Source organism: Alteromonas sp. H02 (genome assembly GCF_059682525.1).
In genome coordinates, this window is record NZ_CM185021.1 from 4,347,036 (window position 1) to 4,360,170 (window position 13,135).

Here is a 13,135-nt window from a genome sequence, read left to right on the forward strand (position 1 = left end):
TATATGTCAAGTTTGTGACTGCGATTACCTGATTTATTGGGATGATTGCGTAAATAAATATGCCCGATAACTTAGCAGGGCCAATAAATGTTAGCGAAAATGTAAAGATGATTTGAATATAAAAAAGCATGGCGTAGTATGAAGGCGATTTAGTCATTGCGCTAATTATCAGGAACTCGAGCTAAGAACTTGTCTATTCAGCAATTAACACATATTATTGAAAGAGTTCAAAAACTCATCAGTAATATTAGATAGGTATCAGATGGCGTCGGTTCAGACAGGGTTGTCGAGAAAGCTACTAACACGCGTTTTGTCGGTATACTTTTTTCTGACTTTCATTGTGACCATTGGCCAAATTTTTACTGAGTATCTCAGCACCAAAAGCCACATTGAATCCGAACTCCAGACCCTGAAAAACACGTTCTCCACCAGTCTTACCCGGGCCATATGGGAAGTTAATATTCCTCAGGCACAATCAATTGCCGAAGGGCTCATGGAATTACCCATTGTAACCGGCGTACAAATTCGCGATGAGAATGGTGATTACATTGCTGATTTAGGCGTGACCATAGCGCAAATTCGCGCGCCTTTCACCAGCGGCGAACTCGAAGATCATGACGGCGGCCTGTTCAGTTACAGCTTTCCATTGATTTTTGAATTCTCCAACCGTGCCTCCACGGTGGGTGATGTAACCCTGTATTCCAACTTCGATATTATTTTCGGCCGTATCGAAGTGGGGATCTTCTTTTTGATCGGCAATGCGATTGTTAAAACCGCTTTTCTGGTATTTTTGTTTATGACCGCCTTCCGCCGCATGCTGTCAGATCCTTTAATGGAAGTGACGCAGAAGATGAGTGCGTTTAATCCGGATAATCCTGAGCAGTCAAAAATCTATCTAACTCTTGACGACGAAAATGAACTGCGCCTGCTGCAATATTCCTACAACCAGGTGATTGATGATCTGATAGTCTCCCAGCAACAGCTGAAAAACACGCAAAGTGAGCTACAGCGGGTGAATAAAAAACTCGACGATCAGAATCTGTTGCTGGAACAGGAAGTCGCTAAGAAAACCGCGTCGCTGAGTCAGATCATGCTGGATCTGGAGCGTCAGAAAGATGAACTCATTGCTAATCAGCGCGAGCTTCGCCAGGAAAACGAAAATCGTCAGTACATCGAAAACGTGCTGCGGGATAAAAATAAAGAACTGGCCCAGTCCATGGAAAATCTTAAGCTGGCCCAGGATCAGTTGCTTGAGTCTGAACGAATGGCCTCTCTTGGTGGCCTGGTAGCCGGTATTGCCCACGATGTGAATACCCCACTCGGCGTTGGGGTTACCGCCTCCAGCTTTCTCAATGAGCGCCTGGCGGAAGTACGTAAGAATTATGAGGATAAATCCCTCACGAATAAAACCATGGCGTCTTTTTTAGATGAGGCTGAACAAACTACCAATCTGCTACTGACTAACTTAAACCGCGCATCGGACCTTATCACCAGCTTTAAACAGGTGGCAGTAGACCAAACCAGTGAAGCAGAGCGGGTATTTAACTTAAATAACTACCTGCATGAGATTTTGCAATCTCTCGGTCCGTCGTTTAAACACACTCAGCACAAGGTAAATGTGCAGTGCCCCGATGACCTGTACATTCGCTCAGCGCCGGGTATTATTGCCCAGATCATCACCAATATGATCATGAACTCGATTATCCACGGCTTTGAAAACAAGCCTGATGGTCACATTGATATTGCCGTACAACAGGATGGTGAAGACGTTTTACTGACCTATCAGGACGATGGCTGTGGTATCCCGTCCGACCAGCTTGGCCACCTTTTTGATGCGTTTTTTACCACTAAACGTGGTCAGGGCGGCAGCGGTCTGGGTACTCACATTATGTATAACCTGGTGACCCAGGCGCTCGACGGCAACATCGAAGCAAGCAGTGAACCTGGCCAGGGCCTGCGCTACGAAATCCGCTTCCCGGCCCGAACCTGATAGCCACTTACCCCGGCCAGCTAAATCACCTGCAGTAGTTGCGCAGTTACCGGTGCACTGCTAACCTTTCGGCCTTTTCAAAATGACAGATCTTCTTTATGTGGTTTAAGAATATTAAAGCCTACCGGCTCACCCAGCCGCTGGCACTCAATGATGATGAATTACAAACGGCGTTAAATGAACTCGCCTTTCGCCCCTGTGGCAGCCAGGAAAGTGCCACCATGGGCTTTGTCTCACCGTTACACGACGCCGGCAAAAACACCCTGCTATTCCACCAGACTCAACTGCGTTACTGGATCACGCTGAAGAAGCAGGAACGCTTGCTGCCTTCTTCCGTAGTCAATTCTGAACTGGCCGACAAAGTCGCCCAGATTGAGGCAGAAACGGGCTCACCGGTGGGTAAAAAAGCTCAGTCAGATCTGAAGCAGGAAATTATTACCCGTCTGTTACCCCAGGCTTTCGTGAAAAATTCTTATACTAACGGTTTTATCTCAATTGCTGATAATTTAGTGATTGTGGATGCCAGCGCCGACGGTAAAGCCGAAGCATTCCTGGCTATGGTCCGTAAAGCCCTGGGTTCACTGCCGGTAGTCCCTCTGGTTCGTCACAGCCTGCAAAGTGAACTGACTCACTGGTTAACCGATAAGCCACCCGCCAAAATTGAGTTACTGGAAGAAGCCGAGTTTAAATCTACGGATGAAGTAGGTAGCGTTATTCGGTGTAAAAACCAGCCGCTGGACAGCGAAGAAATTCAGCTCCACCTGGATGCCGGAAAACTGGTACAAAAAGTGGCTTTCGATTTCGACGAAACACTGGAAGCGGTCATTCAGGAAGACGGTTCGGTAAAACGCATTAAGTTTACCGACCGGATCAAAGAAGAAACTCAGGACATCCCTAAGGATCAGGTAGCAGCGCGCTTAGACGCTGAGTTCAGCCTGATGTCTGCAGAGATGTGTGCCTTTGTTAATTTCCTGAGCGAAGCACTGGACCTCGATAAAGACAGTTAAGCAGCCTGCCTGACCCTGCGCTGCAGCACTGGTTGCCAGCAGCGTTGGGTCAGGTTACGCCATATTCGCTCCATGGGCCCGCTGTTGAAGCTACTAAGCCACCAGCGTGAGATAACCAGCTGCACAGCCCATATAGACAATACGATCAAGGTAAGAGAACTGCGCTGTAACTCACCAAACAGACCCAGCCCCCAGCCATAAAATATGGCACAACAAAGCAGCGTTTGCAGCAGATAATTAGTCAGCGCCATCTGCCCTACTGGCGCCAAATAGTTTACCACCGCTCCCTGCCAGTTATTGCCGGCAACTTTCACCAGCCACATCACCAGACACACATATCCCCAGGCTAAAACCAGTGCGCCCCAGTAATTGGGAAACCGGTAGACGGTCATAAATTCAGGTATCACCACACCATTTTGTTTACTGAGCATAGCCCCTGCCCCACATATCAAAGCGCCGAGAATGACGCCCAGTATTCCATTGAGCCGGTAAAATTTAAGCGAGCGGCTAGCGGTTAAAATACCAAGCTTGTACAGTGCCATGCCTACCAGCATTAAACCGCACATGCGAAACTCCACCGCGATCAGCGCATTGACATGAAAATCCAGCGCAGTATCAACCCGCATCGATGCTCTTTGCCACCAGTTGCCCTGATAAGCGGCTATTTCCTGCTGCAGTTGTGCCAGTGGCGGGCTGATACTGTGAATAACTTCCAGTTGCTCACCGTCAGACATGCCTCCCCAGGAGTAATACACCAGCCATAACAACAGCATCAGAATACCTTGCAGGAAAAAGCCAAAGCCAAGTAGCTTTTTTACCGACCAGTTTCTGCACTTAAAGATCAGCATGCCGCCAATAGCGTAGGTCACCAGAATATCTCCCCACCACAAGCCATAGGCATGCAACAAGCCAATCAGCAGTAACCAGAACATACGACGGTAGTGGACCTGCTTAGCCTTTATGGGATCCGGCTGCCGCTCTGCCATCATAGCAATACCAGCGCCGAATAAAGCGGCAAACAAAGCGTAAAACTTTTCTGCGAAGAACACCTCCGCCAGAAACCACTGCCACTCGTTTACGGCGCTTAACGGCCCCAGCGCGAAAGGGTTATCATAGAGCGCCCGGGGAAACGCAAAAGCAATAATGTTCATCATCAGAATGCCGAGCAGGGCAACGCCTCGTAGCGCATCCAGACTTATAATGCGGGTGGCTGGTGATATCTGCAGACTCATTGCTTGTCCTTAAGCATTGGCGGTTTCCTTTAGGTTTGATTGGAATTTGTTGGCATTTAGCTGTTGCCTGTGGCGACAGTATACATCAATCCAACACAGTAAACCCTGCACCAACGAATAGAAACGACTGTTGAGCAGCGCTTCATAAGGATGATTAATCACAGCCCGTCAATTGTGCGCTATAACGCACAATGCTATAGTAACTCCAAATGTACGTTATAGCGCACAACAAGAGTTTTCTACACAGGAAAGTTTGGCCATGAACCACAATCACTCGCTTCAGCTTAGTCATCTAGCCGCCGGCTCCAGTTCTGTCATTGTAGGTTACAGTAGCTCGGTAGTGATAGTGATTGAAGCGGCCAGACAGGCCGGTGCCAGCGAATCTCAACTGATAAGCTGGTTACTGGTGCTCGGTTTAGCCATGGGGCTGACCACCTTGTTTTTTTCGTGGCGTTTTAAAATGCCGGTAATTACAGCGTGGTCGACGCCCGGCGCGGTTTTTTTAATTTCTACGGCGGGTGATTTTTCGCTGGGGGAGATTACCGGTGCCTTTTTATTTGCCGGGCTCCTAAGCTTTTTGGCCGCACGCAGTCGTTTACTGATGCGCGGTATTGAACGAATTCCCCCGGCACTATCCGCCGCTATGCTGGCAGGGATCTTATTGCCCTACTGTCTGGGTGTGTTTACCAGCGCTCAGGACTATCCTTTGCTGAGTATGCTGTTTATTCTGATTTATCTGCTTGGCAGTCGCTGGTTTCCCCGTTACCTGATGCTGGTTTTACTGATGGTTGCAGCACTGGCCGCACTGCTGCTAACCGGTACCAGCAGTAAGCCTATCCACTTTGCCCTGCCGGCCCTTGAGTGGGTTATGCCGGCTTTCAATGGTGCCGCACTTATCAGTATTGGTCTGCCACTTTTTCTCATAACCACCTTGTCGCAAAACCTGCCAGGCATCAGTATTCAACACAGCCATGGCTATAAGCCAGACAATCGGTTCGTATTGACGGGCATAGCTATGGTGCAGCTGTTCAGTGCCCCGTTTGGCGGTTTCATGATTAACCTGGCGGCGATAACCGCTGCTATTTGCATGGCCGACAATGTGGATGAAAACCCGGCCAAGCGCTACCTGGCAGGTGTAGTGGCCGGGATTGGCTATTGTCTAGCCGGCCTGTTTGCCGTCACCATTACCCTGATTTTCACTCAGATGCCGCAGGTGGTAACCAGCTTACTGGCAGGCATTGCACTGTTATCTACCTTACAATCGAGTTTGTTGCACAGTCTGCAGGATGCGCCTTTCAGGCAGGGTGCAATACTAACCTTGCTGTGCAGTGCATCAGGATTAAGCCTGGCAGGGATTAGCGCACCGGTTTGGGGGCTGCTTGCGGGAGTAGTAACGCTTTGGCTGCATCCTCAATGGAAACAGCCGGTAAAGCCATAAAACTATAAACGGGGCCGTTAAACGGGCCCCGGGGGATCAGGCAAAGATTTGTTTAGCCGCAGCCCGCATTTCAGCAAAATCGTCAGACAGCAGTGAGTTTACATCTTCCACCACACCACGCTGAATGGCCAGGTTAAGCACTGCGTCTTTCTTACTGTTGATTTGGCCCGCTAATGCCGCGCCGACTCTCACAAAGTCGATGTAGCCTAGCTTTTCAGGAATGTAGGCCAGATCGTGCCAGCGCTCAGCCACCACTACGAAATCTTCGCCGAATTCCCAGTTTCGCATAATGCTGCCGCCTACTTTGGGGGCCAGCTTGTCGATGGCATCGTTGAGGAAGCTAGGGCTGGCAAACACCTCAGTGTGACGCTCTGCCTCAGTTAAAATTGGCAAAACGCCAATACTATGGATTAAAGCCATTAACGTCATGGTATCAATAGTGAAATCGCGCTTCTTGGTTCTCGCCGTGTACATTTGTAATGCCGCCATCGAATTGGCAACCACTTCAACGGTGTTTGCCCATTCTTTTTTCATGTACTCACCAACCAGCTCGTTTTTTGAAACAAACAGTTGTTCCATTGCCAGCGCCGTTGCAATGTTTTTGATTTGTCTCAGGCCTATGCGGGTAACGGCCTGCGAGATGGAGGTTACTTTTACCGCGCGCCCCATGTAGGCACTGTTAGAAATCTTGATCATCCTCGCACTCAGCGATGGATCCTGGCCAATCACCTCACCCATATCATGTAAGTTAATATCCGGATTGTCTGCGGCTTTACGAACTTTCAATGCCACTGCGGGTAACGTTGGCAGTACCAACGTATCGTTTTTAATCTTTTCAACCAGAATGGTGAGTAGCGCATTTTGTGTAGACATATTCCTACCTTTGTCGATGGTCAGTGTGTTTTCGCATCCGTTGCGGTTAACAGTAACGGAGCGCGCTGCTTTTTATATTGTTGAAAATCAATGTTTGTTGCTGTTATATAACCATAACATAGCTTAAATTTCTGTCATGCGACCAGTCCGGATAAAGAAAAAATGACATTCAGGGAATTATCGTGCGGCCGACAAAAGAAATTTTGTTCCTTATCAGAGTATAGCATCTGCTTTACGGCTTGGTTATGCTAGAAAGAGTTTCTATTTTTTTAACGCTCGGCAGCTATTTGTAAAAGCCCTCCGGAATTAAAGATAGCGAGAAAGATCAGTTTCACGGATAAAAATGCTAAACAATAACAACAACTTTTAATAAACGACGGACGAATTATTATGCGCAAAGCACTGCAAAAAACATTTGCCCTCACCGCCCTGGCCAGTTCACTTCTTTTCGCCGGCTGTTCAGAGCCTCAGTCACCGCAATCAACAACCCAGACTACAGCGCCTGAATTACTGGTTGATGACAGTCGTCTGGGGATCTATCACCAGGTTCCGCTAACCGCTGATTTGTCGCATTTGAGTGATAATCAAAAACAAATGCTCAGCAAGCTGATAGACGCCTCGGAAATTATGGACGACCTGTTCTGGAAACAGGCCTTTTTTGGCGATAAAACAGCATTTCTGCAGCAGTTTAGCAATGAGGAACTCAAGGCTTTTGCGGCTATTAACTATGGCCCCTGGGATCGTTTAAACGGTGATGCGCCGTTCCTGAGTGGCTACGGCGAAAAAGCCGCCGGCGCTGAGTTTTACCCTCAGGACATGACTAAAGCGGAGTTTGCGGCGGCTGAATTTGCTGATAAAGATGGCCTCTACTCGGTGGTAGAGCGCACTGAAAGCGGCGATTTAACTGCCACGCCCTATTCTGAGAAATATCAGGCAGAACTAACAAAAGCCGCAGCTTTACTTAAAGAGGCCTCTGAACTGGCAGATAATGAGACCTTCGCAAACTACCTGAAATTGCGTGCCGCAGCGTTACTGAACGATGATTACTACGCGTCGGACATGGCCTGGATGGATATGAAGACCAACCCCATTGAGCTGGTGATTGGCCCCATCGAAACCTATGAAGACCAACTCTATGGTTATCGCGCCGCATTTGAATCTTATGTACTCATCAAAGATATGGCCTGGAGCGAGCGATTAGCAAAATATGCTCAGTTCCTGCCCGAGCTGCAAGAAGGATTGCCAGTCGATGAGGCCTACAAACAGGAAACGCCTGGATCGGATGCCGATCTTAATGCTTATGATGTGATTTATTATGCCGGGCACTCTAATGCCGGCAGTAAAACCATTGCTATCAACCTGCCCAATGATGAGCGGGTTCAGCTTGCTAAAGGCACCCGCCGCCTGCAGCTGAAAAATGCGATGCAAGCCAAGTTTGATCATATTCTTAAGCCCATTTCAGAGGTGCTTATTGCCCCTGAACAACGCGAACACATTACCTTTAACGCCTTCTTTGCCAACACCATGTTCCACGAAGTGGCCCATGGTCTGGGGATCAAAAACACCATTACCGATAAAGGCACAGTTCGGGCTGCACTTAAAGAGCACGCCTCGGCCCTGGAAGAAGGTAAAGCCGATATTCTCGGTCTGTACATGGTTCAGAGCCTGTTGGAAAAAGGTGAAATAACCGAGGGCACCCTGGAGGATTATTACGTTACCTTTATGGCGGGGATCTTCCGTTCAGTGCGCTTTGGTGCATCCAGTGCACACGGCAAGGCTAATATGATTCGATTTAACTATTTTGCTACCATGGGCGCTTTTGACCGCAACGAAGATGGCCTGTACAGCGTGAATATGGATAAAATGTCGGCAGCGGTTTCTTCCTTATCTGAGCTTATTCTAACCCTGCAAGGCAATGGTGATTACGATGGCGTAGCTGAGCTGGTTGCGGATAAGGGTATTATTAAGCCTCAACTGGAAGCCGATCTGGCCCGTTTAAAAGCGGCCAGTATTCCAGTTGATATTGTGTTTGACCAGGGAAAAACACAACTCGGTTTATAACGAAAAGCGCCAGGCACTTATTTTCACTCCGGTAACGGTTAATCTACCGGGGTGATATATCGCCCCGCGTTCAGGCAGACAAGGAACACAGTCTGCTAGTTAACATCTGGCCTGTTCATTCAGGCCGTTTTCATCTGACAAGGAGTCCTGTATGAAACAAATCGCTGCGTTATTTCTACTCGCAATGTCGCTTTATTATATCTATTTAGGCTGGCGGGTACTTTCCACCAAACGGCCTTTTATTGTCTCAAGCGGTCTGCTGATGAGCTTTGCCCTGTTAATCTATTTAGTACTAATCATCCTGGAGGCTGTTCGGTTTTCGCAAACCGGTAGCCTGGAAGGCCAAGAAATTATTCTGCTGGCGGTAACCATTTATTTAGGTGTTAAATGCTGGCGACAAAGGCGGTCGTACCAGGTTATCGGTATGGCTGATGACTTTACACCGGCACTTAAAACTGCATTGGCTCATAACCAGCTGAATTATTGCGAACAACCCGGAATTATCAAAGTGCCAGCCATGCCCGGAGCTATTGAATATCAATCCAAGGATTCCAAAAACGAATCATCGTTTAATTTTAAGGGCAGCTTTTCAACCACGACAATCATTAACGTTCTTGAACAACTCGAAAAGTACTTCACGACACACCCTTTCACCATTAATAAAAAATCAGCATATGAAATGTGCGGATTGGGCATGATATCACTGACTATTTCACTTGCTTTGCTGTTCTACTGACTATAAAACGGCCTGGAATATCGACCTGGAGTATCCGCAGGTGACGCTAGTTCAAAACTGGTATGAAGGGTAGATTCAAATAAGACAGTTTTTGGAAGTTGAATGCCTGAACAGGTGTGCTTTTACAGCCTACGATTGCACGATGGAGATCCCGGATAAGTACTACGTACTTTCCGGGATGACAGGGTATTTTGTGGTCCCAAAAATCATCGTCATACCGGCCCACGAGCCGGTATCTTCTGATAAGGCTATTGACTGATAAACAACCTGCTTTTTATTTGGTTCTTTGTATTGCGAAATACTGAGGCCGGGCAGATTAAGTAAAAGCGTAGAGGCGTCATGGATGACGGCTCCCCTCTGGGTGCAGTCGGCACCCCGACAAAATGTGGAGAAATGAATGGTGGTGGAAGTGCCTACATTCTATAGATACGCAGAGAATGGTATTTTTTAGTCCACAATATCAGTCAAGGAGATCCCGGATAAGTACTGCGTCCTTTCCGGGATGACAGGATATAAAGAGGATAGCGTCTTTGACGCTTCCGGGATAACAAACGCATACTGTTTAGGTTAGTCAGCCTTCTCAGGAGATCCCGGATAGCGTCTTTGACGCTTCCGGGATAACAAACGCATACTGTTTAGGTTAGTCAGCCTTCTCAGGAGATCCCGGATAGCGCCTTTGGCGCTTCGAAGGATAACAAACGCGATACTGTTTAGGTTAGTCAGCCTTCTCAGGAGATCCCGGATAGCGCCTTTGGCGCTTCCGGGATAACAAACGCGATACTGTTTAGATTAGTCAACCTGCTCAGGAGATCCCGGATAGCGCCTGTGGCGCTTCCGGGATAACAAACGCGATACTATTTAGGTTAGTCAGCCTTCTCAGGAGATCCCGGATAGCGCCTTTGGCGCTTCCGGGATAACTTCGCGCTTAGGCGCGAAGTTACTCTAAATGCTTGGGTTTATCTGTGTATGGAGGCCAGCCCATCATTTTCCCGGCCAGAACATGTAAATGGATGTGATAAACGGTTTGGCCACCAAACTCATTACAGTTCATTACCGCACGGTAACCCTCTTCGGCAAAGCCCATCTCATGAGCCAGTTTGGCTGCTACTGTGTAGAGATGGCCGACCACCGCTTCATCTTCTTCGCTGATGTCATTAATGGTGGCAATCTGCTTTTTAGGAATGACCAGAAAATGAATCGGTGCCTGCGGATTGATATCTTTGAAGGCTAACGCCTTGTCGTCCTCGTACAAAATATCTGCCGGGATAGACTTATCAATAATCTTATCAAAAATAGTTTCAGCCATTTGTTATCTCCATCAAATCGATACAGGGCTTACCAGAATATAAAGGCAATCAGCACGACGCCAAGCAGTAAGCGGTATATCACAAACGGTAACATACCGATGCGGCTTATCCAGCTGAGGAACAAAAAGATGCACAGATAAGCACTAACAAAGGAAAAGCCTGCACCGTAAATTAATGCCGACCAGTCCACAGCTTCATTGGCGTCCAACAGATCTTTTACTGCTAATAACCCAGCGCCGAGGATCACCGGAATAGACAGTAAAAACGAAAAGCGCGCTGCGCTTTCCCGGTTTAAGCCCAGCATCAGACCGGCCGTCATAGTAATACCAGAACGGGATGTCCCCGGAATTAATGCCAGCATCTGGGCCAGACCAATAATAATGGTCTGACGCAATGTCAGTTGTTCCAGCTTCTGCACGTGTTTAGCTTTTACATCGGCATACCACAGTAGCAAGCCAAACAGGATGGTCGTGGTAGCAATTACAGCAGCACTGCGAGCGTGGGTTTCAATCAGGTCTTTCAGTAAAAAACCAGCGATTACTGCCGGTATAGTGCCAATTACCACAAACCAGGCAAGCTTGCTGTCGGTGTTCTGTTGTTGACTAAATCCGTGCTTAAAAAAGGCCCCTGTCATTTGCAGGATGTCATTACGGAAGTAAATCATTACTGCCAGTAAACTGCCCACGTGCACAGCTACATCGAATGCCAGGCCCTGATTACGCCAGCCGAGCACTTCGGCAGGTAAAATCAAATGGGCGGAACTACTGATAGGTAAAAATTCGGTAAGGCCCTGGATAATGGCCAGAACAATAATTTCGAAAAGCGTCATCCCTGGGGTAAACTCCATGTAAAATCGACAGGTGTGGTTAGCTGCTTGCTGTGATCAAAGGCCTGCCAGAGTTGCGAGAAAGTTTTTCCCACCACCGGGTGGCGCATATCCGGGGCAATATCAGCCAGCGGCCGCAGTACAAACGCGCGCTGTAGAATTTCCGCTCTGGGCAGCGTCACCGGTGCATCACACACCACTTGATCGAAGCACAATAAATCCAAATCCATTGTGCGTGAACAGTGCTTTTTATACCAGTCTTTTCGCCCGTATTCGGCTTCTAATTGTTTGAATAACTGATAAATAGCCTCCAGCGACAGGCTGGTATCCACTCGTGCCACCCAGTTGTAGAATCCCGGTCCGTCAAAGCCCTGGGCCGGGCAATCATAAACCGGTGATACCACCACGTTGTCAAAGTACTGGTGCAGCAACTGGTAAGCTTCGCGGGTATGAAACTCGCGCTCAATATTCGAGCCAATACCAATAAAAACCTGATGCAGGCTCACTTTATTTGCCTGCCTCGTGAGTGATTCGGATACCTACTTTGCGGGCATCGGGTAATATCCCCGGCTTTTCGATCGTCAGTACCAGGTTTTGTACCGCAAACGCCTGGCAAACAGCACTGATAATGGCCTTGGCAAACGTTTCCAGTAACTCAAAGGAAGAGTCACTTCCCACTTGCTTAACCGTTTCGGCTACCGCTGCATAATCGATAGTGTGAGCCACATCGTCTGACTGCATAGCCGCGCTCAGGTCGGCATCAATTAACAAGTCGACAATTAACACCGTATTTTGCGTGCGCTCCCAGTCATATACGCCTATCAGGGTTGGCACTTCCAGCCCTTCGATAAATATTTGCTGCATTGTTTGCTGCACCTTAAAACTCATTTTTTTGCGAGTATAGCATTGGCGTTGCAGATTACGCGATCCCGGTAAGCTTGGCCAGTCCGGCCAGCTCTGAGAACCTTTTATAACTGTCACCTATAGCGTCACAATGTCTGGCTTTGCGGGCGATATTCTAGTAGTGTGTGCACACTTTTCGTACATAGTTGGAGCATTGGCTTGATTGCACTCAGTCTGTTAATGATTGGCGTTGCCTACCTGATAGGCTCTGTTAGCAGTGCAGTATTGGTCAGCCGTGCTTTTCGATTACCCGATCCGCGCCGTCATGGCTCGGGCAACCCTGGTGCCACCAATGTTTACCGCCTCGGTGGTCGGGTGCCGGCTTTGCTGGTGCTGGTTATCGACGTGCTGAAAGGCACCATTCCGGTGTATTCAGCCTACTTTATGGGGCTTGCCCCGGTAGCCCTGGGTTTTATTGCCATTGCTGCTTGTCTGGGCCATATCTTCCCGCTCTATTTTAATTTTGCCGGCGGTAAGGGCGTCGCTACAGCATTTGGCGCCATGTTGCCAATTGGCCCGGCGCTGGCCGGTTCGCTGATTGCCAGTTGGGCGGTTGTGGTATTTATCTGGGGATATTCTTCACTGGGCGCTATTGTTACCGTACTACTGGCGCCAGTGTTTACCTGGTTTATCAAGCCCACGTACACCATCCCGGTGGCGATGCTGTCGGTGCTGATCATTTTCAGACACAAAGAAAACATTCAGCGGTTGCGCAAAGGCGAAGAGAGTAAAGTCTGGGATAAAGGCAAAGCCAACGAATAA

General features: G+C 48.3%; 12 protein-coding genes. 6 read left to right on the forward strand and 6 right to left on the reverse strand.

The genetic code is table 11. The annotated features are described in order from the left end of the window. Positions 1–262 precede the first annotated feature (262 nt). Together AC566Q_RS20165 and rdgC are read left to right on the forward strand one after the other, a co-directional pair. Positions 263–1,990, forward strand: coding sequence for an ATP-binding protein (locus tag AC566Q_RS20165; protein ID WP_499609995.1), 1,728 nt, complete (start codon positions 263–265; stop codon positions 1,988–1,990). Between the two features lie 98 nt (positions 1,991–2,088). Then, complete coding sequence (gene rdgC, locus AC566Q_RS20170) at positions 2,089–2,997, forward strand: recombination-associated protein RdgC (RefSeq protein ID WP_499609999.1); 909 nt, start codon at positions 2,089–2,091, stop codon at positions 2,995–2,997. Here rdgC and AC566Q_RS20175 read toward each other — a convergent pair. Next, complete coding sequence (locus AC566Q_RS20175) at positions 2,994–4,229, reverse strand: DUF418 domain-containing protein (protein ID WP_499610002.1); 1,236 nt, start codon at positions 4,227–4,229, stop codon at positions 2,994–2,996. The two genes, rdgC and AC566Q_RS20175, sit on opposite strands and share 4 nt — an antisense overlap. Before the next feature lie 259 nt (positions 4,230–4,488). On the opposite strand from AC566Q_RS20175, the gene AC566Q_RS20180 reads away from it, so the two are divergent. Next, positions 4,489–5,667, forward strand: coding sequence for a benzoate/H(+) symporter BenE family transporter (locus tag AC566Q_RS20180; protein ID WP_499610005.1), 1,179 nt, complete (start codon positions 4,489–4,491; stop codon positions 5,665–5,667). A 36-nt stretch (positions 5,668–5,703) separates the two neighbouring features. Here AC566Q_RS20180 and AC566Q_RS20185 read toward each other — a convergent pair whose 3' ends face one another. Further along, positions 5,704–6,540 (reverse strand): HDOD domain-containing protein, encoded by an 837-nt coding sequence (locus tag AC566Q_RS20185; RefSeq protein WP_499610007.1) that lies wholly within the window; start codon positions 6,538–6,540, stop codon positions 5,704–5,706. 390 nt (positions 6,541–6,930) lie between these two features. Between AC566Q_RS20185 and AC566Q_RS20190 the strand changes: the two genes are divergently transcribed. Continuing rightward, positions 6,931–8,601 carry a DUF8614 domain-containing protein gene (locus AC566Q_RS20190; protein ID WP_499610010.1) on the forward strand — a complete coding sequence of 557 codons (1,671 nt, stop codon included), beginning with the start codon at positions 6,931–6,933 and terminating at the stop codon, positions 8,599–8,601. 151 nt (positions 8,602–8,752) lie between these two features. Beyond that, the gene (locus tag AC566Q_RS20195; protein ID WP_499610013.1) at positions 8,753–9,337 is read left to right on the forward strand and encodes a hypothetical protein; all 585 of its coding nucleotides are present in this window, start codon (positions 8,753–8,755) and stop codon (positions 9,335–9,337) included. A 937-nt stretch (positions 9,338–10,274) separates the two neighbouring features. Here the strand turns inward: AC566Q_RS20195 and AC566Q_RS20200 are convergent. Genes AC566Q_RS20200 through folB form a run of 4 tightly spaced genes read right to left on the reverse strand, consistent with a single transcriptional unit; the run spans position 10,275 to position 12,334 of the window. Continuing rightward, complete coding sequence (locus AC566Q_RS20200) at positions 10,275–10,643, reverse strand: histidine triad nucleotide-binding protein (RefSeq protein ID WP_123323838.1); 369 nt, start codon at positions 10,641–10,643, stop codon at positions 10,275–10,277. 29 nt (positions 10,644–10,672) lie between these two features. Further along, positions 10,673–11,473 carry an undecaprenyl-diphosphate phosphatase gene (locus AC566Q_RS20205; RefSeq protein ID WP_499610018.1) on the reverse strand — a complete coding sequence of 267 codons (801 nt, stop codon included), beginning with the start codon at positions 11,471–11,473 and terminating at the stop codon, positions 10,673–10,675. Beyond that, the gene (gene folK / locus AC566Q_RS20210; protein ID WP_499610021.1) at positions 11,470–11,976 is read right to left on the reverse strand and encodes a 2-amino-4-hydroxy-6-hydroxymethyldihydropteridine diphosphokinase; all 507 of its coding nucleotides are present in this window, start codon (positions 11,974–11,976) and stop codon (positions 11,470–11,472) included. The genes AC566Q_RS20205 and folK overlap by 4 nt, the downstream gene beginning before the upstream one ends. A gap of 1 nt (position 11,977) precedes the next feature. Continuing rightward, the gene (folB, locus tag AC566Q_RS20215; protein ID WP_499610024.1) at positions 11,978–12,334 is read right to left on the reverse strand and encodes a dihydroneopterin aldolase; all 357 of its coding nucleotides are present in this window, start codon (positions 12,332–12,334) and stop codon (positions 11,978–11,980) included. Positions 12,335–12,532: 198 nt separating this feature from the next. Here folB and plsY point away from each other — a divergent pair, with 198 nt between their 5' ends. Further along, entirely contained in the window at positions 12,533–13,135 is a 603-nt protein-coding gene (gene plsY, locus AC566Q_RS20220; protein WP_499610027.1) for a glycerol-3-phosphate 1-O-acyltransferase PlsY, read from the forward strand.